The sequence below is a fragment of the Bradyrhizobium sp. KZN70725 genome (assembly GCF_055264925.1).
The window spans coordinates 117,524-137,326 of the sequence record NZ_JBUYWT010000005.1; the positions used below are offsets into that span (position 1 = coordinate 117,524).

Consider the following 19,803-nt stretch of genomic DNA (forward strand, 5'->3'; position numbering starts at 1 on the left):
CCACCTTACACCAGGTGAAACTTGCGGCCGAGCTGGCGATGAACCGATAGCACCGCGCGGTCGACGTCGCTGATCAGGCTGTCGCCGAGCACGACGTTCGGAATCTCCCAGTTGCGTCCGATCTGCGCATCGGGCAGCCCGGCGATCGCCGGCACGCGCGCGGTCTCACAGCCGGGCTGGGCGCGCAACGCCTCATCCGCAAGCCGGGTCAATTCGTCCTGGCTCTTTCCATCAGTCATGACCTCGGTCCTGACTCCGGAAGATGGCTCACTGATGGCCAAGATTCTCCAGTTCCTTAGCGCGGGCTTCGGTCATGCTGCGCATGCATTCACTGGCATCGAGCCGGGCGATAGTGCCCTCGCCGAGGTCGTAATACAGGCAGTTGGCGTCACGATACTGGATCCATAGCCGCTGCGCGGTGCGCAGCTGTTCGCGCTGCTTGTCGTCGGCGGCATCCTTCAACGCCTTCTGGTAGGCGACGTTCATCCGCTTGTCCCACTGCGCGGTCTTGGCCTTGAGGCATTCGACCATCTGGTAGGTGCCGCCGTCGCAGGATGGCTCGCCAACGCTCTGATCGCCGGCGCGGGCAATCGGCGGGGTGAAGGCGATGAAGACGGCCGTCAGAACGGCCATGAGCCTGCACGCGTCTGTGGTGACAGCCGATGTCATGCCACTTTCCCTGTTCGATCGATCCTGTCGTCGCAGCATACATGAGTGCCGCCGCGATGCATCCCGTCCACCGCCGGTCGCGCCGCAGCTGGCCTTCCCGGTCCGCGCAGGATATTTCATATGCATGGAGGGACCATGCGGCGCGCCGTGACGCCTGTGATCGTCTTGGCGGTGTTCGGCCTGCTCGTCGGTGGGCTGTTTCGCTATGCGTTCGATGAGTCCGACGAGGCCTCCGTCTCGAATTATGTGCGCAGCGCCCTCGACGGCGCAGCCCTCACGGTGATCGTCTGGGCGACGCATCTCTATCTGGCCGCACGTGGTGGCTGGCTGCGACGGCAATCACTCATCGTCGAGCTGATCGGCCGCTCTGTGATCCTCGCCGTCACCGTTGCGGCCGCCGCGATCGTGCTGGAAATCGTGCTTTACGGGCATGGGCTCGAAGCCAAGTGGATGCGCGAAACCTTCCTGAAGATCATTGGCGTCGGCCTGCTGCTGTCGATCCCGATCACGACGATCTACGAGCTGGTCCGGATGATCGGCGGGCACACGCTGCTCAGCATCGTGCTCGGACGCTATCGGCAGCCGGTGCGCGAGGAGCGCGTGCTGCTGTTCCTCGACCTGGTCGGCTCGACGACGCTAGCGGAATCGATGGGCGAGCTGCGCGTGCAGGAATTGCTGACGCGCTTCTTCTTCGACATCGACGAGCCGATCGTGTCGCACGGCGGCGAAGTCCACGCCTATGTCGGCGACGAAGTGATCGTGACCTGGCCGGCCAATGCCGACGGGCGATCGCGGCGGTATCTCGATTGCATGTTCGCGATCGAGGATCGCCTCGCCAAGCGGGCCGATCAATATCACAAGGAGTTCGGCGTGGTGCCCGCGTTTCGAGCCGGGATGCATGCCGGTCCGGTCGTCATCGCGGAATGCGGGGACTCGCGGCGACAGATCGCCTATTTCGGCGACACCGTGAACGTCACGGCGCGGCTGCAGGCGCATTGCAAGGAGGCCGGCCGTCCGCTGCTGGTATCGGGCGACTTGCTGCGCCTGCTGCCGCCGGACCGGGATTTGGTCGTCGAGCCCCTCGGCTCGACGCAATTGCGCGGACGTGCCGCCTCGATCGACATCTTTTCCGTCGCGCGGCGCGTATCGTCCTAAACGATCTCTTAAAATGCACCGGCATCAGCTTCCGCCGAGCCGAAAGCGCGCATTGAATCGAGTCCGGTCGCAGCCTGTTAAGGATGCGACGCACACCGTATTTGCACCGGGTTCCACCTTAACGCAGGTGTAAGACCGCGCCCCGCATGGTGTGCAGACAGGTGTCATTCAACAAAAACAAGGTTGCCCATCGATGGCGCAACAGGCGTCACAATCGATTATTGCCGAACTCGAGGATGCGGTCCGGGACGGGACATCGGCCAAGCGTGTGCAGACGCTGCGGCAGGTCACCGATCTGTTCCTGAACGACGGCGACCGCCTCAACGATGAACAGGTCAAGGTGTTCGACGACGTGCTCTGCCTCTTGGTCGCGCGCGTCGAGACCCGTGCGCGGGCCGAGCTCAGCAAGCGGCTCGCCCCGCTCGACTATGCGCCGTTCGAGGTGATTCAGCACCTCGCCTGGGACGACGACATCAGCGTCGCCGGCGACGTGCTGACCCACTCCAGCCGCCTTTCGAACGACGCCCTGCGCGAGATCGCGAGCAGCAAGGGCCAGGACCACCTGTTCGCGATCTCCGCGCGGGAAAACCTGCCGCCTTCCGTCACCGACGTGATCATCGACCGCGGCGAGGACAAGGTGATCCGGCGTCTCGCCAAGAACGCCGGCGCGCAGTTCTCCGACAACGGCTATTCCAGCATCGTCGCCCGCGCCGAAGGCGACGACGAGCTGGTCGAGATCCTCGGGCTGCGCATCGACATTCCGGCCAAGCTGCTGCGCGACCTGCTGCAGCGCGCCAAGGATACGGTGCGCGCCCGCCTGCTCTCGATCGCCTCGCCCCGGGCGCGCGAGGAGATCAGCCAGGTGCTGAACGACATCGCCCAGGAAGAGGCCGCGGCGCCGCGCCGCAACTACGGCATCGCCGAAGAGCTGGTCAAGCTGATGAAGCAGCTGAACGAGCTCGACGATGCGGCCGTCTACAAATTCGCCGAAGGGGGCAAGCTCGACGAGGTCACGGTCGCGCTTGCCGTGCTCAACGACATGCCGATCGCGATGATCGAACGCCTGATGCTCGGCCTCCGCTCCGACCTGATCCTGATCCCGTGCCGCTCGGCGCGGCTCAACTGGCCGACGGTCGAAAGCATCCTGCGCAAGCGGCCGCTGCCGCTGCCGCTCGACAATGCGACGCTCGAGATCGCGCAGCGCGATTACCGCCGGCTCTCGCTGGAAACCGCGCAGCGGACGGTGCGGTTCTGGCAGCTGCACAACAGGATCGAGAAGCAGCCGATGGCGGCCGGCTAGGCCTCCGCGCCTCTGCGACAAAGACAAAGGGTGGGCAACGCGCCCACCCTTTTTCATCACAGCGTCATTCCGGGGCGCCTCGAAGAGGCGGACCCGGAATCTCGAGATTCCGGGCTCGGTCCTGCGGACCGCCCCGGAATGACAGGCCTCGCCTGTCAGTTCTTGCTCTTGTCGACGAGCGCGCTCTTCTTGATCCAGGGCATCATGTCGCGCAGCTTGGCACCGACTTCCTCGATCGGATGCGCGGCGAGCTTGGCGCGGGTGGCCTTGAACGAGGTCTGGTTGACCTTGTTCTCCAGCATCCAGTCGCGGGCGAACTTGCCGCCCTGGATGTCGGCCAGCACGCGCTTCATCTCCGCCTTGGTCTCGGCCGTGACGATGCGCGGACCGGTGACGTACTCGCCGTATTCGGCGGTGTTGGAGATCGAGTAGTTCATGTTGGCGATGCCGCCTTCATAGATCAGGTCGACGATCAGCTTCACTTCATGCAGGCACTCGAAATAGGCCATCTCGGGCGCGTAGCCGGCCTCGACCAGGGTTTCGTAGCCGCCCTTGATCAACTCGACCAGGCCGCCGCAGAGCACCACCTGCTCGCCGAACAGGTCGGTCTCGCACTCTTCCTTGAAGGTGGTCTCGATGATGCCGGCGCGGCCGCCGCCGATCGCCGAGGCATAGCTGAGCCCGAGGTCATGGGCGTTGCCCGACGAATCCTTGGCGATCGCGATCAGGCAGGGCACGCCGCCGCCACGCTGGTATTCCGAGCGCACGGTGTGGCCGGGGCCCTTCGGCGCGATCATCAGCACGTCGAGGTCGGCGCGCGGATCGAGCAGGTTGAAGTGCACGTTGAGGCCGTGGGCGAACACGAGCGCCGCGCCCTTCTTCATGTTGTCGTGCAGGTGCTCGCGATAGATGTCGCCCTGCAGCTCGTCCGGGGTCAGCATCATGACGAGGTCGGCCCACTTGGCGGCTTCGGCGACTTCCATCACCTTGAAGCCGGCGTTCTCGGCCTTCTTGGCCGAGGCCGAACCCTTGCGCAGCGCAATCGCCACTTCCTTGACGCCTGAATCCTTCAGGTTCAGCGCGTGGGCGTGGCCCTGGCTGCCGTAGCCGACGATGGCGACCTTCTTGCCCTTAATCAGGTTCAGGTCGGCATCGCGATCGTAGTAAACTCGCATCGTGGTTTCCTCGTTTGAAGGGGGCCAAAATCGGCCGATGAATCAGGCTTTCGGAAGGTCAGAACCGCCGGGCGCCCGCGAATTTCCGGCGTTGTCTAGAGCATTTTCCCCCTCAGGGGAAACCCTCATCTCGCATGGCGCGGTGCGGCATCATGCGTCCATGAAGACCGGGTAGAGCGAGGCCAGCAGCAGGATGGCCATCACCACATTGAAGGCGCGGATCGCCCGGGTTGAGGTCAGGATCGGCCGCAGGGCGGTCCCGAACAGCGCCCAGACGACGCAGGACACCGTGCCCATGATCAGGCTCAGGCCAACCTGGATCGCGATGTTCCAGGGAAAGGCGGCAATTGCCGCATAGGCCGTGATGGTGCCGATCACCATCACCCAGCCCTTGGCATTGATCCACTGGAACATGGCGGCGCCCCAGAACGTCATCGGGCCGCGGCCGCCCCTGTCGTCCTTGTCCGCCGAGGGCGGCTCGGCCATGGCGATGACGGCGGCGAGATAGATCAGGTAGGCGACGCCGCCATATTTCAGGATCGTCTGCAGCACCGGATAGGCGATGAAGACGGTCCCCAGCCCGACGCCGACCGCGCCGACCATGAAGGCGAAGCCGACCGTGATGCCGGCGATGTGGGGCACTGTACGGCGGAAGCCGTAGGTCAGCCCCGACGACAGCAGCATGATGTTGTTGGGGCCCGGCGTGAAGAACATCACGACAGCGAACACGACAAAGGCGAACAGCAGCGAATTCGACATGGTGCCCTCACGCGACTTTCGGCTGAGCTTTTGGCCGCTTCGACAGCAGCATCACGGCGATGCCGGCGATCACGGTGACCATGCCGGCCAGCCGCAGCGGCCCGAATGTCTCGCCGAACACGATGCTCGACGCGGCGGAGCCGACGAACGGCACCAGCAGCGCGAACGGCACCACCTGCGCCGCCGGATAATCCCGCAGCAGCCGGCCCCACAGCCAGTAGGCGATGCTGGTCGAGATGCCGCCGAGGCAGAGCATGCAGACGAGCCCGGTCAGCGACATGTGGGTCAGCGCATGCCAGGTCGGCTGCGGGCCGTTCGTGATCAAGGTCAGCACCGCGAGCGGCACCGCGGCTGACAGGCACAGCCAGGCGAACAGATCGAACATCGGCGCGCCGTTCGCCTGCCGCAAGAGAAGATTGCCGATCGCGAAGCTGATCGGGCAGATCATGATGATCGCAAACGCGGCGACGCTGAAGTCGTAGCCGACCGTCCCGCAGATCATCAGCAGGCCGAGCGCGGCGATCGCGATGCCGATTGCCTGGCTCCGTGTCGGGATTTCCCCGAAGGCCAGGGCGGCGAAGGCGATGGTGAAAAGCGCCTGGCTCTGCACGATCACGCTGGAAAGCCCGACGGGAACGCCATGCGCGATCGCAAAGGCCTGTGCGAGGAACTGGCCGAGGAACAGCGTTGAGCTGATCGCGATCAGAAGCGGCCAGGAAACGCCGGGCTTGCGCAGGAACAGGCACGGCAGCGCGGCGATGGCGAAGCGCAGCGTCGTCATCAGCTCCGGCGAGAACTCATCGAGCGCGATCCGGCTTGCGACGAACGCAAGCCCCCAGATCACCGCGACCATGACGGCGATGCCAACATCGGCCGGCTTCATTGTTGTTCTTCTTGTGCTTCCGTTTCGGTCGGGATCTAGATCTGTTCGTCGGGCTTCGGTTTACGCAGCAGATAGGTGCCGTGCAGCGGCGCGTGGTAATCAACGGAGACCAGCGTGAAACCGGTCTCGGTCAGCATGCGCTCCATCACCCAGCCGAAGGTCGAGTATTCGTCGCGCATATGGGTGATCACGCTTTCGCGCTCGAAGCCGTGATTCTTGATCGAGAAGTCGGCCCATCCTTCGACATCGCGATCGACACCGTCGGGCATGCCGACGAACACCATGTCGCGCAGGTAGAAGTTCGCGCCGGGCTTCAACGCGTTGAAGATTCGCGACAGCGCCACCGCCTTCCAGAAGTCCGGCAGATGGTGCAACGTGAACTCGCTGACGATGAGGTCGTAGGAATTCGGTTGGTAGGCGAACGACAGCAGGCCGGCCGGTTGGGTCCGGATCTTCGCCTTGCGGTCGCGCGCATAGATTTCGGCGAGCCCGATCATCGCCGGCGAGATGTCGATGGCGTCGACCTCGGCGCCCATCAACGCCGCCTCGGTGGCCAGCACGCCGTTGCCGCAGCCGATATCGGCGATCCGCCAGCCCGGCTTGACGCCGAGCATGGTCAGCGCCTGGCGGGCACGGACATCGCTGTCCTCGCTGACGTCATAGATCGAGGCCACCGCGGTATCGAGACCGACCTGCCGCCGTTGCGTATAGTACCAGTCGCGCGCCAACATGACTCACATCCCTTCCGGCCCACGCGTGATCGCGGCCACCCCGGTTCGTGACACTTCGACCAGGCCCAGCGGACGCATCAGGTCGATGAACTGACTGATCTTGGACGAATTGCCCGTGATCTCGAACACGAAGCTCTCGGTCGTGGCGTCGATCACCCGGGCGCGGAACGCGTCCGCCAGCCGCAGCGCCTCGACGCGGTGATCGCCACCGCCCCGCACCTTGACCATCGCAAGCTCGCGCTCGATCGAGCTGCCGGTCAGCGTCATGTCGACGACGCGGTAGACCGGGATCATGCGGTCGAGCTGATGCTTGATCTGCTGGATCACCATCGGCGTGCCGGTGGTGACGATCGTGATCCGCGAGAGATGTTTCTGGCTCTCCGTCTCCGAGACGGTGAGACTCTCGATGTTGTAGCCGCGGCCGGAGAACAGGCCGATCACGCGCGCGAGCACGCCGGGCTCGTTCTGCACGAGCACGGACAAAGTATGCGTCTCGTTGGGATCGTGACGCTCTTCGAGGAAATAGGCGGATGCGGGCTGGTTCATGGTCGTCCCCTTACATTCTGTTCACGCCACCGCCCGCTCGGCGGCCGGCGCAGCATCCGTTCCGATCCAGGTCCGGAACAGATCGAAATCGATATTGCCGCCGCTCAGGATCAGGCCGACCCGCTTGCCGGCGAGCCTGCTCTTTTCCTGCAGCGCGGCCGCGAGCGCCGCAGCGCCCGCGCCCTCGGCGAGATTGTGGGTGTCGGTCCAGTAGGCGCGGATCGCCTGCCCGACCTCGTCGTCGCTGACCTGCACGATGCGGGAGGCACCCTTGCGGATCAGCGCGAACGCATCCGCGTCCGGAATCCGCGTCGCCATGCCGTCGGCAAGGGTGTTGCTGGACTCGGTGGTGACGATCTTTCCGGCCGCAAACGACAGCGCATAGGACGGCGCCTCGGTCGACTGCACGCCGACGATCTCGGTCTTCAGCCCAAGCAGGTCGCGCGCCATGATGCAGCCGCAGATGCCGGAGCCCTGCCCGATCGGCACATAGAGAATGTCGAGATCGGGCGCGGTACGGAACAGTTCGAGCGCGTAGGTCGCGACACCCAGCACGAGGTCCGGGTGGAACGACGGCACCATGTGCAGGCCGGCGAATTGGGCGCGGCGCTCGGCCTCTTCCCGCGCGGCCTGGAAGTCGTCGCCGTGCTCGACAAGCTCGGCCCCGAACGCGTGCATGGCGCGGTTCTTCTCGACCGAGTTGCCGCGCGGCACGTAGATCGTCGCCGACACGCCCTGACGTCCTGCCGCGAACGCCAGGCTCTGGCCGTGATTGCCGCGCGTCGCCGAGATGATGCCGGGAACGTCGGGCCGCTCGCGCTTCAGCCGTTCGAGATAGACCAGGCCGCCGCGCACCTTGAAGGCGCCGGTCGGCGTGTGGTTCTCATGCTTGACCACGACCTCGGTGCCGAGCCGCTCCGCCAGCAGCGGCCAGGCGTGCGCCGGCGTCGCCGGCACCGCGGTGCCGACGATCCGGTGCGCGCGCTCGAGCTCGTTGAGGTCAAACATGGGAGCCGCCCTCCATCCGAGCGCGCGATAAGTTCCGTCTGCCCGCTCTTTGCGGGGTGAGGAGCTGCTTCCAGAGCAATGGTGAGAAACGGACTCGCGGAGACTCCCCCTCACCCGGATTGCGCTTGCGCGCAATCCGACCTCTCCCCGCAAGCGGGGCGAGGTGAAAAGAGAGTGCTCCGCGTCGATCCATCATCACACCAGCGCCTTGCCACCGGAGAAGGCCTTCGCGGTGGCCTCATCGGTCGCCTCTTCCGGCAGCAGCATCTCGTTATGCGCCTTGCCGGACGGGATCATCGGGAAGCAATTCTCCAGCGCGGCGACGCGGCAATCGAACAGCACCGGGCGCTTGATCGAGATCATCTCCTTGATCGCGCCGTCGAGATCGGACGGCTTGGTCGCCTGCAGCCCGACGCAGCCATAGGCGTCGGCGAGCTTGACGAAGTCCGGCAGCGCCTCGGAGTAGGAATGCGACAGGCGGTTGCCGTGCAGCAGCTGCTGCCATTGCCGCACCATGCCCATGTACTGGTTGTTCAGGATGAATATCTTGATCGGCAGCTCGAACTGGACCGCCGTCGACATCTCCTGGATCGTCATCTGCACCGAGGCGTCGCCGGCGATGTCGATCACCAGGCTGTCCGGATGCGCCACCTGCACGCCGACCGCGGCCGGCAGGCCGTAGCCCATGGTGCCGAGACCGCCCGAGGTCATCCAGCGGTGCGGCTCCTCGAAGCCGAAGAACTGCGCGGCCCACATCTGGTGCTGACCGACCTCGGTCGTGATGTAGGTGTCCTTGCCGCGGGTCAGCTCGAACAGGCGCTGGATCGCGTATTGCGGCAGGATGATATCGTTGTTCTTGCGGTAGGACAGCGAGTTGCGCGCGCGCCATTGCGCGATCTGCTGCCACCACGACTTGATGTCCGGCTTCTTGGCTTCTGCCTTGAACACCTGCAGCAAATCGCCGAGCACGTTGCCGGCGTCGCCGATGATCGGCACGTCGACGCGGATGTTCTTGTTGATCGAGGACGGGTCGATGTCGATGTGGATCTTCTTCGAGCCCGGCGAGAAGGCGTCGGTACGGCCGGTGATGCGGTCGTCGAAGCGCGCGCCGACGCACAGCATGACGTCGCAATCATGCATCGTCATGTTGGCTTCGTAGGTGCCGTGCATGCCCAGCATGCCGAGCCAGTTCGGGCCCGAAGCGGGATAGGCGCCCAGCCCCATCAGGGTCGAGGTGATTGGGAAGCCAGTCGCCTCCACCAACTGGCGCAGCAGTTTCGAGGCCTCAGGACCCGAATTGATCACGCCGCCGCCGGAATAGATCACGGGACGTTTGGCATTGGCGAGCATCGCCACCGCCTTGCGGATCTGGGTCGCGTCGCCCTTGACGCGCGGCGTGTAGGAGATGTGCACGTCCGACTTGCGCGGCGGATGATAGGTGCCGGTCGCGAACTGCACGTCCTTCGGCACGTCGACCACGACCGGGCCGGGCCGGCCGGTGGTGGCGACATAGAAGGCCTCGTGCAGCACCCTGGCGAGGTCGTTGACGTCGCGGACCAGCCAATTGTGCTTGGTGGCGGGCCGCGTGATGCCGACCGTGTCGCACTCCTGGAAGGCGTCGTTGCCGATCAGGTGGGTCGGCACCTGGCCGGTGATGCAGACCAGCGGGATCGAATCCATCAGCGCGTCGGTCAGCGGAGTCACCATGTTGGTGGCGCCGGGGCCCGACGTCACCAGCACCACGCCGGGCTTGCCGGTCGAGCGGGCATAGCCTTCGGCGGCATGGCCGGCGCCCTGCTCGTGACGGACCAGGATGTGCTCGACCTCGCTCTGCTGGAAGATCTCGTCGTAGATCGGAAGCACCGCACCGCCGGGATAGCCGAAGACATGCTGCACGCCGTGATCGATGAGCGCGCGCACGATCATCGCGGCGCCGGTCATCTGATTGGGATCGTGGCTCTTGTCGGTCATGGTTCGCTCCGGATGCGCTTGTTTTTGCGCGGCTTTTGTCAGTTCTCGTCAGTTCGGCTTCGGGCAATAAAAAGGGGCCCCAGAGGCCCCATGCACACCGCCCGAATTTGGATGGCCGCTAGCCATCCCCGGCGGTGTGCCTGGGTACGACGGCGATAAGCAGTTTGGTAATAATGTTGCGCACGAGACGACCCAGTCTTCCCAAAGGTTGCGCGAACATAGCGGCCAAAGCCTGAATGTCAAGGCAAGGCAAGCACTTTCGCGATTTGCGTACTCTACCGGGGTTCCGCTCGTTCGGCGAGTGTTTTTGCGCAGGCGAACGCGCATGGCTGACGGGCGTGCGGGCCCCCCGGCCCGGGCTACGGGACCCGACTCTCCAGCCATTCCCCGCCAGCTTCCGGCACCACCCATTCGAATTCCGGGAGCTGATGGCGAAACCAGGTGAACTGGCGCTTCGCATAATGGCGGGTGTCGGCCCGGCCGATCTCGGCGGCCTCCTCGCGGCTGATCTCTCCCCTCAGGTGCCGGATCAGCGCCGGCACCCCATGGGCCTTCATCGCCGGCAGCAACGGATCGAGCCCACGCGCCGCCAGCGCCGCGACCTCGTCGAGCGCGCCGGCATCGAGCATGACACCGAAGCGGGCGTCGATCCGTGCATAGAGCCTCTCGCGCTCCGGCGCGAGAAACAGCGCATGAAAATCGCCCGGCGGCAGCAGTGGCGGCAGGCCCTCGCGATGCCAGTCCGGCAGCGGGCGGCCGGTGGCCTCGACCACCTCGAGCGCGCGCGCGATGCGGGTGCGGTCGCGCGGCTTCAGCCGCTCGGCCGACACCGGATCGCGCGCTGCAAGCTCGGCATGCAGCGCCTCGACGCCGTGCTGCTCGAGCCGTGCGCGCACGCCGTCGCGCACATCAGCCGGGATCGGCGGCACCGCCGACAAGCCGCGCGTCAGCGCCTTGAAATAGAGGCCCGAGCCGCCGATGAAGATCGGCAGCCGTCCCTGCTCACGCGCCTCGCCGAGCACCTTCGCCGCATCGGCCACCCAGGCGCCAGCGGAGAAATTCACGCCGGCGTCGACATGGCCATAGAGCCGGTGCGGAACCAGCGCCTCTTCGCCTGCAGTCGGCCGCGCGGTGATGATCCGGAGGTCACGATAGACCTGCATGGAGTCGGTGTTGATCACGACCCCGCCGGTCCGCTGCGCGAGTTCGAGCGCCAGCGCCGACTTGCCGCTGGCGGTCGGCCCTGCGATAAGCACTGCCTTGTTCAACAATCCCGAATGCGCCTGCATGTCCCTCGTTGCCACGCTGATCTGCAATCCTGCAACCCCCGCGCTCGACTCCACCATCGTCGACGGTGCGCGGGCCGTGCTGCCCTCACCCGGCCCGGCGCAGTGGCTGTTCAACGAAGTCGCCGCCGACATTCCGTTCGAAAGCGAGGACAGCAGCAGGGACGGTATCAAGACAATCGAGGAACGCCTTCGCCAGGCCCGCGGCGACCTGCCGATCGACATCGTCGTGCAGCCTCGGATCGCCCGGCGCAAGAAGCTTTTTCTGGCCGACATGGATTCCACCATGATCGGCCAGGAGTGCATCGACGAGCTCGCCGACTTCGCCGGGCTCAAGGCCCATGTCGCTGCGATCACCGAGCGTGCCATGCGCGGCGAGATCGAGTTCGAGTCCGCGCTGCGCGAGCGGGTGGTGCTGCTCAAGGGACTGCCGGTCAGCGTGGTCGACGAGGTGCTCGACAAGCGCATCACGCTGACGCCGGGCGGCCGCGAACTGGTCATGACCATGCGCGCGCACGGCGCCTATACCTGCCTGATCTCGGGCGGCTTCACCTTGTTCACCAAGGTGGTCGCGGCGAAGGTCGGCTTTCAGGAAAACCGCGCCAACCAGTTGCAGGTCGTGGACGGCAAGCTGACCGGTGAGGTGGTCGAGCCGATCCTCGGCCGCGCCACCAAGCTCGCCACCTTGATCGAGCTCACCGTGTCCTTCGATCTCGACGAGATCGACACCCTTGTGGTGGGCGACGGCGCCAACGATCTCGGCATGATCCAGGCTGCGGGCCTCGGCGTAGCCTATCACGCCAAGCCGGCGGTCGCGGCCGCGGCCGCGGTCCGGATCGACCACGGCGATCTCACCGCGCTGCTGTACGCGCAGGGCTACCGGCGGGATGAGTTCGTGGCGGGGTAGCAAACCGTCATTCCGGGGCGATGCGAAGCATCGAACCCGGAATCTCGAGATTCCGGGTTCGGTCCTGCGGACCGCCCCGGAATGACGTATGTGAATGTTACTGCACGCCGAGCGCGACGAAGCGCAGTTCGCCGTCGCCGTTCGAGACCAGCAACAGCACCGACTTCTTGCCGTCCTTCTTGAGTTGATCGACGCGCTTCTTGATGTCAGCGGCGCTCGACACCGCCTCCTGCGCCACCTCGACGATGACATCGCCCGCCGACAGCCGCTTCTCGGCGGCATCGGAATTGCCGTCGACGCCGGTGACGACGACGCCCTTCACGCTGTCCTTGATCTTGTACTTGGTGCGCAGGTCCTTGCTCAGCGCGGCGAGGTCGAGACCGAGCGCCTTCTGGGTCACCGGCTTCTCGGCGGTGTCGTCCTTCGACTTGGCGTTGACCTGCTGAACCTTCTCATTGTCCTCGAGCCGGCCGAGCGTGACCTTGCGGGTCTCCTCATTGCCCTTGCGGATGACGACGACGTCGACTTCCTTGCCGACCGCCGTATCGGCAACGATGCGCGACAGATCCTTGGGGTCCTTGACGTCCTTGCCGTCGAACTTGACGACGACGTCACCGGGCTCGATGCCGGCCGGCTTGGCCGGCCCCTTGTCGTCGACGCCGGCAACCAGCGCGCCGCGCGCCGGCTTGATGTTGAGGCTGTCTGCGATCTCGTCGGTGACCTGCTGGATGCGCACGCCGAGCCAGCCGCGGCGCAGCTCGCCGAATTTCTGCAGCTGGTCGACCACGCCGGCCACGGTCTTCGACGGCACGGCGAAGCCGAGGCCGATCGAACCGCCGGTCGGCGAGATGATCAGCGTGTTGACGCCGATCACCTCACCATCGAGGTTGAACAGCGGACCGCCGGAATTGCCGCGGTTGATGGCGGCGTCGGTCTGGATGTAGCTGTCATACGGGCCCTGGCTGATGTCACGGTTCTTGGCCGAGACGATGCCCGCGGTCACCGTGCCGCCGAGGCTGAACGGGTTGCCGATCGCGACCACCCAGTCGCCGAGCCGGATCTTGTCGCTGTCGCCGAACTTGACCGCGGTGAGCGGCTTCGGCGGCTTGAATTTCAGGACCGCGAGGTCGGTCTTCTTGTCGACGCCGACCAGCTCGGCCTTGATCTTGGTGCCGTCGTTGAGGATGACGTTGATCTCGTCGGCGTCGGCGATGACGTGGTTGTTGGTGACGACGATGCCCGCAGTGTCGACGATGAAGCCTGAGCCGAGCGAGTTGGTCTTGCGCGGCTGGAACTCACCGCTCTTGTCGCCGCCCTTGCCGGGCGGTCCGCGGCGGTTCTTGAAGAAGTCGTCGAAGAATTCCTCGAACGGCGAGCCCGGCGGCAGCTGCGGCATCGTCCGGTCCTTGGCCTCGACGGTCTGCGACGTCGAGATGTTGACGACGGCGTCGATCACCTTCTCGGCGATGTCGGCGATGCCTTCAGGACCGCGTGCGAACGCCGGCACGGAGCTCAGCATGCTCGCAGCACCGATCGAGATCGCGGCTCCCATCATGCGGAAGCGGCGGGTCAGGGCTGGTCTGGCAGCGGTCATGTCGGAGTTTCTCCAGGCAAACGGGTTCAAATGAGCTAGTTACAGAGTGCGCCCGAACAGGCATACGGCGCAAGCATCTCACCCGGGCATTTCGGCGAAATACCGGCGGCGAGAGGCTCACGATATGTTCAGTCTTGCCTGTCATTCCGGGGCAGCCCGACAAGGCTGAACCCCGGGGACGCAATTGCGCACCTTGGGGAATCTCGAGGTTCCCCGATGCGCAATCGCGCATTGGCGGTCATGCTTCGCATGCTCCGGAGCGGCGACTATCTTCGCACCACCCAGATCAGGACAAGCCCGGCGACCGCCGAGCCGATACCGACGATGCGCAGGATGTTGTCGGGTGTCGCCAGCGCGCTCTTCATCGCCCGGCGCATCCAGGCGGGGCTTGCCGCGAACAGAATGCCTTCGAGCACGAACAGGATTCCCAACCCGATGAGGAAGTCGCCGAACGCTATGGACTTCATCGGATGGCAGCCTCCCGCTCGATGCTTGTTGTTTTTGGTCGGCGGCGAAGCGTCATCCGCATCGCCGCCAAGTCCTGAAGTTCAAGTCGTGACGTTACTGTTTCGGCGCGGCGGCCGCCTCAGGCAACTTGCCGCTTGCACCGCCGAAGTATCTGAAGAATTCCGAGTCCGGCCGCAACAGGAAACGCGTGTCGCTGGAACGCAGGCCGTTCTCATAGGCCGTCATCGAGCGATAGAACGCGAAGAAGTCCTTGTCCTTGCCATAGGCTTCGGCGAACAGGCGGTTGCGCTCGGCGTCACCCGCACCGCGAGTCTGATCCGCGGCCGAGTTCGCCTCGGCGACGATCACGGTCGCTTCGCGGTCGGCCTTCGAGCGGATTTCCTGCGCCTTCTGGTCGCCCTGGGCACGGAACTCGGCCGCCTCGCGCTCACGTTCGGTCTTCATGCGGTTGTAGACGGCCTGGCTGTTCTGCTCCGGCAGGTCGGCACGGCGGATGCGGACGTCGACAACCTCGATGCCGTATCCGTCCGCTTCCCTATCGAGCTGCTCGCGGATCCGCTGCATCAGCTTCTCGCGATCGTCACGCACCACGGTGATGAAGTTGACCTCGCCGAGCACGCGGCGCAGCGCTGCGTTCAGCAGCGTGGTCAGCTGCAGATTGGCGGCCTGGATCGAGCCGACGCTGGTGTAGTAGCGCAATGCATTCTTGATGCGATAGCGCGCGAAGGCGTCCACCACGAGCCGCTTCTGGTCGGAGGCGATCACCTCCTGCGACGGGTTTTCCAGATCGAGGATGCGCTTGTCGACGTTGATCACCGAATTCCACGGCGCCTTGAAGTGCAGGCCGGGCTCGGTGACGATGTCGACCGGCTCGCCGAACCGCAGGACGATGGTCTGCTCGGTCTGCTGCACGGCGAACACCGAGCTGTAGCCGACGGCGAGCACAATGAAGAGGATGATCAGGGACACAATGCCGGTGACGGGAGACCTCATCGGGTGGCTCCCTGCTGCTGGCCGGTCGTGGCCGGTGCCGCCGGACGCCGCGGCGTCAGTTCGCCGAGCGGAAGGTAGGGCACGATGTTCTGGCCCGGGCCGCCGTCGTAAACCAGCTTCTCGGAGCCGCCGAGCACTTTTTCCATGGTCTCCAGATAGATGCGCTCGCGCGTCACGTCGGGTGCCTTCTTGTACTCTTCATAGACTTTCAGGAAGCGTGCGCTCTGGCCCTTGGCGTCGGCGACCGCCTGCTCCTTGTAGCCTTCGGCGGCTTGGAGGATCTGCGCGGAACGACCGCGCGCTTCCGGTACGATCCGGTTGGCGTAGGTCTGTGCCTCGTTCTGCTTGCGCTCGAGGTCGGCGCGCGCCGCCTGCACGTCGCGGAATGCGTCGATCACCTGCGCCGGCGGATCGACCTTCTGCATCTGCACCTGCGTGATCTGGATGCCCGCGTTGTAGGTATCGAGCGTCCTCTGCATCAGCTCCTGGACGCTCTGCTCGGTGACGTTGCGCGCCCCGGTCAGGATCGGCTGGATCTGCGAGCGGCCGATCACCTCACGCATCGCGCTTTCGGCAACCGCCTTCACGGTGCCTTCGGGATTCTGGATGTTGAACAGATAGGCGCCGGCTCCACCCGGCTTGATGCGCCACAGCACCGTGAAGTCGACGTCGACGATGTTCTCGTCGCCGGTCAGCATCAGGCTCTCTTCCGGCACGTCGCGCATGGTGCGGCCGCGGCGAGCGGGATCGTCGATCAGCGTCATGCCGATCGAGATCGTGTTGACGCGCAGCGCTTTCGGCAGCAGCACTGTCTCAATCGGATATGGCAGGTGGTAGCGCAGGCCCGGCTGCGCATCGCGGACATACTTGCCGAAGCGCAGCACGACGCCGAGCTCTTCGGACTGCACGCGGAAGATGCCGGTCGCGAACCAGATCGCCAGCGCGGCGACCAGCACCAGCGCGACGCCCATGCCGCTGAAATGTCCGCCGGGCAGCCACTGCTGCAGGCGGTCCTGGCCGCGCCGCAGCAGATCCTCAAGATCCGGCGGCCTTGGCCCGGCTGACTGCGGACCGGTGCCCCATGGCCCTTTCGGACCCGAGCCCCAGGGCCCCCCGCCTTGATTTTTCCACGGCATCAAACATCTCCTCAGCAAGTCCGGACGGGACGCCCGGCCTCGAATGTCCGGCCCGGTTATAGGGGACCGCTAGGGCCCTTACAACGCAAGCTTCCTGGCCGGACGAGCTATGCGCCGGGGCATAATTGTCAATGCAAACATTGGTTAACCCGGGCCGCGTCGACGATATGTCACATAGGAGAAGTCGGCACTGTCGTCCGGGCCTGCCGGATTTCGCACGCGCGCCACCTCGTCCCACAGCTGCGCATCGATTTTGTCGAACCGCGTGTCGCCGTCCGGCCGGGCATGGACCTCGGTGATCTCAAGGCGATCGGCGGTGCCCATCCATTGCGCGTAGATTTCCGCGCCACCGATGATTGCAATCTCAGTGGCGAAACGCCGCAGCGCGTCGCCAAGCGCAATGGCGCGGGCGTTGTCAAACGACGTCGTGACGATGGCGCCGCGCGCGCGGTAGTTGGGATCGCGCGTCACCACGATGTTGGTGCGGCCCGGCAGCGGCCTGCGCAGGGACTCGAAGGTCTTGCGCCCCATCACGACGGGCTTGTTCAACGTAATCGCCTTGAAACGCTGCTGGTCGGATTTCAGCCGCCACGGAATGGCGTTGTCGCTCCCGATCACGCCGTTCTCGGCGACCGCTACGACGAGCACGATCTCCATCAGAGCGTCCCTTCCGCGAGCGTCGACAGCGCCTCGCCGGAGACGCGGCAAATCGTCCATTCGTCCATCATCTCGGCGCCGAGTGACTTGTAGAATGCAATCGACGGCGCGTTCCAGTCGAGCACCGCCCATTGCAGGCGCGACCAGCCATTGGCGAGGCATTGCTTCGCCAGATGCACGAGCAGCGCCTTGCCGATGCCCTTGCCGCGCAGCGCCGGACGCACGAAGAGGTCTTCGAGATAGATGCCGTGACGGCCGGCGAAGGTCGAGAAGTTGACGAACCAGACCGCGAAGCCGGCAGGCTCGCCGTTCCATTCCGCGATGTCGCAATAGAGCCGTGGGTTGGCGCCGAACAGCGCCTCGGCGATATCGGCCTCGCTGGCGTGAACCTCATGCAGAAGCTTTTCGTATTCGGCGAGTTCGCGGACCAGCGAGAACACCAGTCCGGCCTCATCGGGCCGCGCGCGGCGGATCGTCAGCGACATTCAATCCCTCGGACCGCAACTCATACCGCCACCTCGGCCTTGATGTGCGGATGCGGGTCGTAACCTTCGAGTTTGAAGTCCTCGTAGCGGAACGCGAAGATATCCTTCACGTCCGGATTGATCGCCATCGTCGGCAACGGCCGCGTCGGCCGCGTCAACTGCAGGCGCGCCTGCTCGAGATGGTTGGAGTAGAGGTGCGCGTCGCCGAGCGAGTGCACGAAATCGCCGGGCTTCAGCCCGGTCACCTGCGCGACCATCATGGTGAGCAGCGCATAGGAGGCGATATTGAAGGGTACGCCGAGGAAGACGTCGCCCGAGCGCTGATAGAGCTGACAGGACAATTTGCCGTTCGCGACATAGAACTGGAACAGGCAATGGCACGGCGGCAGCGCCATCTTGTCGACCTCGGCCGGATTCCAGGCGCTGACGATCAGCCGTCGCGAATCCGGATTGCGCTTGATCATCTCGACCACGCCAGCGATCTGGTCGATGCTACGGCCATCCGGCGCGGGCCACGACCGCCATTGCGAGCCGTACACCGGACCGAGGTCGCCGTTGGCGTCGGCCCATTCGTCCCAGATCGTGACGCCGTTGTCGTTGAGATATTTGATGTTGGTGTCGCCGGCGAGGAACCAGAGCAGCTCGTGCACGATCGCCTTCAGCGGCAGCCGCTTGGTGGTCAGCATCGGGAAGCCGGCCGCGAGGTTGAAACGCATCTGATGACCGAAGATCGACAGCGTCCCGGTGCCGGTGCGGTCGTGCTTCTCGGCACCGTCGGCGAGGATGCGTTCGAGCAAGTCGTGATACTGGTTCATGGCGTCTGTTTCGGGCTTTCGAGAGAACGACCAATGTAGCGGCCAAGGCCGCCGGTCGGCACGCTGATTCGGCTGAACGTACCGATTATACCCTGAAAAGTGAGCACTCCGCGCCAAACGACAAGGGGCGGAACTCGCGTCCCGCCCCTGCCCTATCTGCCTGATTGTACTGGATTAAGTTGCCGGCTTGAGCACCGGCGTCCACTTCGCGATCTCGTTCTTGACGAGCGTCGCAAGCGCCTCCGGCGTACGGTTGGCGGGCGCCGGGATCACGCTGCCGAGGTCGAGCAGGCGCTTGCGGACGTTCTCATCGTCAAGCGCCTTGATGGCCGCGGCATTCAACGTGGCGATGATGGCGGGCGAAGTTCCCTTCGGCGCGAAAATCGCATTCCAGGCCTGGGCCTGGAATGCCGGCAAGCCGGCTTCCGTCGTGGTCGGCACATTGGGCAGCGACGGGTTGCGCTCGGGGGTGGCGACCGCATAGGCCTTGATGGTGCCGGCGTTGATCTGCGGCACCGCGTTGACGATCTGGTCGCACATGTAGTCGACCTGGCCGGCGACCAGCGCATTCATGGCCGGGCCGGTGCCGTTGAAGGGCACTCCGACCGGCTTGACGCCGAGGATCGAGTTCAGGAGCTCGCAGGAGGCGTGCGAGACCGAGCCGATGCCGGCATGCGCGGCGTTGACCTTCTCGGCATTGGCCTTCACGTAGGCGACGAATTCCTTGAGGTCCTTCGGCGGAAAGTCCTTGCGGGCAAGGATCAGGATCGGCGTGCCGGCGAGCAGCGCGACGGGCTCGAAATCCTTTTCCGGGTGGTAGGCAAGCTTCGGATAGAGCGGCACGGAGGCGGCGTGTGTGCCCATATGCCCTGTGATCAACGTATAGCCGTCATTGGCGGCGCGTGCGGCGCGCGTCGTCGCGGTGGTGCCGCCGGCGCCGACCACGTTCTCGATCACGATGCTCTGTCCCAGCGTCTGCGCCATGTGCGCGGTCACGATGCGCGAGATGACATCGGTCGGGCCGCCGGCTGCGAACGGCACGATCATGGTGATGGTGCGAGTCGGATAGTTTTGCGCGGACGCCGGCACGGCGAAAGCGCCGAGCGCTACAAATGCCGAAAGGCATGCGCCCGCAAGCGAGCGAATGGACATCATCTCAATTCCTCCCGGAACGTTTGACCAATAAAAATGCCGGCCAAATCGGCCGGCATTTTCATTTCACGGGACGACATCGAGTGTCGATTCGACTTCCGCCTGCGGCGCGC

General features: G+C 65.0%; 21 protein-coding genes. 3 read left to right on the forward strand and 18 right to left on the reverse strand.

From position 1 onward, the window contains the following. Positions 1 to 5: 5 nt before the first annotated feature. Both ACZBJS_RS06775 and ACZBJS_RS06780 read right to left on the reverse strand, forming a co-directional pair. Positions 6 to 239 carry a hypothetical protein gene (locus tag ACZBJS_RS06775; protein WP_076824274.1) on the reverse strand — a complete coding sequence of 78 codons (234 nt, stop codon included), beginning with the start codon at positions 237 to 239 and terminating at the stop codon, positions 6 to 8. 28 nt (positions 240 to 267) lie between these two features. Beyond that, complete coding sequence (locus ACZBJS_RS06780) at positions 268 to 633, reverse strand: lysozyme inhibitor LprI family protein (protein ID WP_316393804.1); 366 nt, start codon at positions 631 to 633, stop codon at positions 268 to 270. Between the two features lie 171 nt (positions 634 to 804). Between ACZBJS_RS06780 and ACZBJS_RS06785 the strand changes: the two genes are divergently transcribed. Both ACZBJS_RS06785 and ACZBJS_RS06790 read left to right on the forward strand, forming a co-directional pair. Beyond that, on the forward strand, positions 805 to 1,824 hold the full coding sequence (locus ACZBJS_RS06785) for an adenylate/guanylate cyclase domain-containing protein (protein WP_316393803.1): 1,020 nt from the start codon (positions 805 to 807) through the stop codon (positions 1,822 to 1,824). Between the two features lie 193 nt (positions 1,825 to 2,017). After that, positions 2,018 to 3,124 carry a DUF2336 domain-containing protein gene (locus ACZBJS_RS06790; protein ID WP_168857165.1) on the forward strand — a complete coding sequence of 369 codons (1,107 nt, stop codon included), beginning with the start codon at positions 2,018 to 2,020 and terminating at the stop codon, positions 3,122 to 3,124. A 155-nt stretch (positions 3,125 to 3,279) separates the two neighbouring features. Here ACZBJS_RS06790 and ilvC read toward each other — a convergent pair whose 3' ends face one another. The 8 genes from ilvC to miaA all read right to left on the reverse strand — a co-directional run bounded on the left by ilvC (position 3,280) and on the right by miaA (position 11,486). Beyond that, positions 3,280 to 4,299 (reverse strand): ketol-acid reductoisomerase, encoded by a 1,020-nt coding sequence (ilvC, locus tag ACZBJS_RS06795; RefSeq protein ID WP_463438602.1) that lies wholly within the window; start codon positions 4,297 to 4,299, stop codon positions 3,280 to 3,282. A 150-nt stretch (positions 4,300 to 4,449) separates the two neighbouring features. Beyond that, positions 4,450 to 5,058: a LysE family translocator gene (locus ACZBJS_RS06800; protein ID WP_316393802.1), complete on the reverse strand. Its 609-nt coding sequence runs from the start codon at positions 5,056 to 5,058 to the stop codon at positions 4,450 to 4,452. A 7-nt stretch (positions 5,059 to 5,065) separates the two neighbouring features. After that, positions 5,066 to 5,941, reverse strand: a complete 876-nt coding sequence (locus tag ACZBJS_RS06805) for an EamA family transporter (RefSeq protein ID WP_316393800.1) — start codon at positions 5,939 to 5,941, stop codon at positions 5,066 to 5,068. Between the two features lie 35 nt (positions 5,942 to 5,976). Beyond that, positions 5,977 to 6,672 (reverse strand): class I SAM-dependent methyltransferase, encoded by a 696-nt coding sequence (locus tag ACZBJS_RS06810; protein ID WP_028332477.1) that lies wholly within the window; start codon positions 6,670 to 6,672, stop codon positions 5,977 to 5,979. Between the two features lie 3 nt (positions 6,673 to 6,675). Further along, a complete protein-coding gene (gene ilvN, locus ACZBJS_RS06815) occupies positions 6,676 to 7,218 on the reverse strand; it encodes an acetolactate synthase small subunit (RefSeq protein ID WP_016841057.1) in 543 nt (180 codons plus the stop codon). Between the two features lie 21 nt (positions 7,219 to 7,239). Then, positions 7,240 to 8,226, reverse strand: coding sequence for a threonine dehydratase (locus ACZBJS_RS06820; protein WP_076824266.1), 987 nt, complete (start codon positions 8,224 to 8,226; stop codon positions 7,240 to 7,242). 195 nt (positions 8,227 to 8,421) lie between these two features. Continuing rightward, a complete protein-coding gene (locus tag ACZBJS_RS06825; protein ID WP_168857166.1) occupies positions 8,422 to 10,197 on the reverse strand; it encodes an acetolactate synthase 3 large subunit in 1,776 nt (591 codons plus the stop codon). 359 nt (positions 10,198 to 10,556) lie between these two features. Beyond that, positions 10,557 to 11,486, reverse strand: coding sequence for a tRNA (adenosine(37)-N6)-dimethylallyltransferase MiaA (gene miaA, locus ACZBJS_RS06830; protein WP_316393871.1), 930 nt, complete (start codon positions 11,484 to 11,486; stop codon positions 10,557 to 10,559). Between miaA and serB the strand changes: the two genes are divergently transcribed. Then, a complete protein-coding gene (gene serB / locus ACZBJS_RS06835) occupies positions 11,485 to 12,390 on the forward strand; it encodes a phosphoserine phosphatase SerB (protein WP_316393796.1) in 906 nt (301 codons plus the stop codon). The genes miaA and serB overlap by 2 nt on opposite strands. Positions 12,391 to 12,487: 97 nt before the next feature. Here serB and ACZBJS_RS06840 read toward each other — a convergent pair whose 3' ends face one another. From ACZBJS_RS06840 to ACZBJS_RS06875, 8 genes are all read right to left on the reverse strand, one after another. Then, positions 12,488 to 13,984 carry a Do family serine endopeptidase gene (locus ACZBJS_RS06840; RefSeq protein ID WP_316393795.1) on the reverse strand — a complete coding sequence of 499 codons (1,497 nt, stop codon included), beginning with the start codon at positions 13,982 to 13,984 and terminating at the stop codon, positions 12,488 to 12,490. 266 nt (positions 13,985 to 14,250) lie between these two features. After that, a complete protein-coding gene (locus ACZBJS_RS06845) occupies positions 14,251 to 14,451 on the reverse strand; it encodes a DUF2065 domain-containing protein (RefSeq protein ID WP_028332483.1) in 201 nt (66 codons plus the stop codon). Between the two features lie 94 nt (positions 14,452 to 14,545). Then, positions 14,546 to 15,445, reverse strand: coding sequence for a protease modulator HflC (gene hflC / locus ACZBJS_RS06850; protein WP_168857169.1), 900 nt, complete (start codon positions 15,443 to 15,445; stop codon positions 14,546 to 14,548). Next, positions 15,442 to 16,581, reverse strand: coding sequence for an FtsH protease activity modulator HflK (gene hflK, locus ACZBJS_RS06855; RefSeq protein WP_028342342.1), 1,140 nt, complete (start codon positions 16,579 to 16,581; stop codon positions 15,442 to 15,444). Before hflK ends, hflC begins: the two co-directional genes overlap by 4 nt. Before the next feature lie 144 nt (positions 16,582 to 16,725). After that, a complete protein-coding gene (locus ACZBJS_RS06860) occupies positions 16,726 to 17,238 on the reverse strand; it encodes a dihydrofolate reductase (RefSeq protein ID WP_076824257.1) in 513 nt (170 codons plus the stop codon). Next, positions 17,238 to 17,723, reverse strand: a complete 486-nt coding sequence (locus ACZBJS_RS06865; RefSeq protein WP_076824256.1) for a GNAT family N-acetyltransferase — start codon at positions 17,721 to 17,723, stop codon at positions 17,238 to 17,240. The genes ACZBJS_RS06860 and ACZBJS_RS06865 overlap by 1 nt, the downstream gene beginning before the upstream one ends. Positions 17,724 to 17,743: 20 nt before the next feature. Continuing rightward, positions 17,744 to 18,538: a thymidylate synthase gene (locus tag ACZBJS_RS06870; protein ID WP_028332488.1), complete on the reverse strand. Its 795-nt coding sequence runs from the start codon at positions 18,536 to 18,538 to the stop codon at positions 17,744 to 17,746. 174 nt (positions 18,539 to 18,712) lie between these two features. Further along, the gene (locus ACZBJS_RS06875; RefSeq protein ID WP_057015039.1) at positions 18,713 to 19,693 is read right to left on the reverse strand and encodes a tripartite tricarboxylate transporter substrate binding protein BugD; all 981 of its coding nucleotides are present in this window, start codon (positions 19,691 to 19,693) and stop codon (positions 18,713 to 18,715) included. Positions 19,694 to 19,803 lie beyond the last annotated feature (110 nt).

What these genes read in the sequence shown, in the direction of transcription:
- serB (WP_316393796.1), top strand. Translation starts at nt 11,485, where the DNA reads ATGTCCCTCGTTGCCACGCTGATCTGCAATCCTGCAACCCCCGCGCTC.
- ACZBJS_RS06875 (WP_057015039.1), bottom strand. Translation starts at nt 19,693, where the DNA reads ATGATGTCCATTCGCTCGCTTGCGGGCGCATGCCTTTCGGCATTTGTA.
- ACZBJS_RS06810 (WP_028332477.1), bottom strand. Translation starts at nt 6,672, where the DNA reads ATGTTGGCGCGCGACTGGTACTATACGCAACGGCGGCAGGTCGGTCTC.
- ACZBJS_RS06840 (WP_316393795.1), bottom strand. Translation starts at nt 13,984, where the DNA reads ATGACCGCTGCCAGACCAGCCCTGACCCGCCGCTTCCGCATGATGGGA.
- ACZBJS_RS06870 (WP_028332488.1), bottom strand. Translation starts at nt 18,538, where the DNA reads ATGAACCAGTATCACGACTTGCTCGAACGCATCCTCGCCGACGGTGCC.
- ACZBJS_RS06865 (WP_076824256.1), bottom strand. Translation starts at nt 17,723, where the DNA reads ATGTCGCTGACGATCCGCCGCGCGCGGCCCGATGAGGCCGGACTGGTG.
- ACZBJS_RS06800 (WP_316393802.1), bottom strand. Translation starts at nt 5,058, where the DNA reads ATGTCGAATTCGCTGCTGTTCGCCTTTGTCGTGTTCGCTGTCGTGATG.
- ACZBJS_RS06790 (WP_168857165.1), top strand. Translation starts at nt 2,018, where the DNA reads ATGGCGCAACAGGCGTCACAATCGATTATTGCCGAACTCGAGGATGCG.
- ACZBJS_RS06860 (WP_076824257.1), bottom strand. Translation starts at nt 17,238, where the DNA reads ATGGAGATCGTGCTCGTCGTAGCGGTCGCCGAGAACGGCGTGATCGGG.
- ACZBJS_RS06820 (WP_076824266.1), bottom strand. Translation starts at nt 8,226, where the DNA reads ATGTTTGACCTCAACGAGCTCGAGCGCGCGCACCGGATCGTCGGCACC.
- ilvN (WP_016841057.1), bottom strand. Translation starts at nt 7,218, where the DNA reads ATGAACCAGCCCGCATCCGCCTATTTCCTCGAAGAGCGTCACGATCCC.
- ACZBJS_RS06785 (WP_316393803.1), top strand. Translation starts at nt 805, where the DNA reads ATGCGGCGCGCCGTGACGCCTGTGATCGTCTTGGCGGTGTTCGGCCTG.
- ACZBJS_RS06845 (WP_028332483.1), bottom strand. Translation starts at nt 14,451, where the DNA reads ATGAAGTCCATAGCGTTCGGCGACTTCCTCATCGGGTTGGGAATCCTG.
- hflC (WP_168857169.1), bottom strand. Translation starts at nt 15,445, where the DNA reads ATGAGGTCTCCCGTCACCGGCATTGTGTCCCTGATCATCCTCTTCATT.
- miaA (WP_316393871.1), bottom strand. Translation starts at nt 11,486, where the DNA reads ATGCAGGCGCATTCGGGATTGTTGAACAAGGCAGTGCTTATCGCAGGG.
- ACZBJS_RS06780 (WP_316393804.1), bottom strand. Translation starts at nt 633, where the DNA reads ATGGCCGTTCTGACGGCCGTCTTCATCGCCTTCACCCCGCCGATTGCC.
- hflK (WP_028342342.1), bottom strand. Translation starts at nt 16,581, where the DNA reads ATGCCGTGGAAAAATCAAGGCGGGGGGCCCTGGGGCTCGGGTCCGAAA.
- ilvC (WP_463438602.1), bottom strand. Translation starts at nt 4,299, where the DNA reads ATGCGAGTTTACTACGATCGCGATGCCGACCTGAACCTGATTAAGGGC.
- ACZBJS_RS06825 (WP_168857166.1), bottom strand. Translation starts at nt 10,197, where the DNA reads ATGACCGACAAGAGCCACGATCCCAATCAGATGACCGGCGCCGCGATG.
- ACZBJS_RS06805 (WP_316393800.1), bottom strand. Translation starts at nt 5,941, where the DNA reads ATGAAGCCGGCCGATGTTGGCATCGCCGTCATGGTCGCGGTGATCTGG.
- ACZBJS_RS06775 (WP_076824274.1), bottom strand. Translation starts at nt 239, where the DNA reads ATGACTGATGGAAAGAGCCAGGACGAATTGACCCGGCTTGCGGATGAG.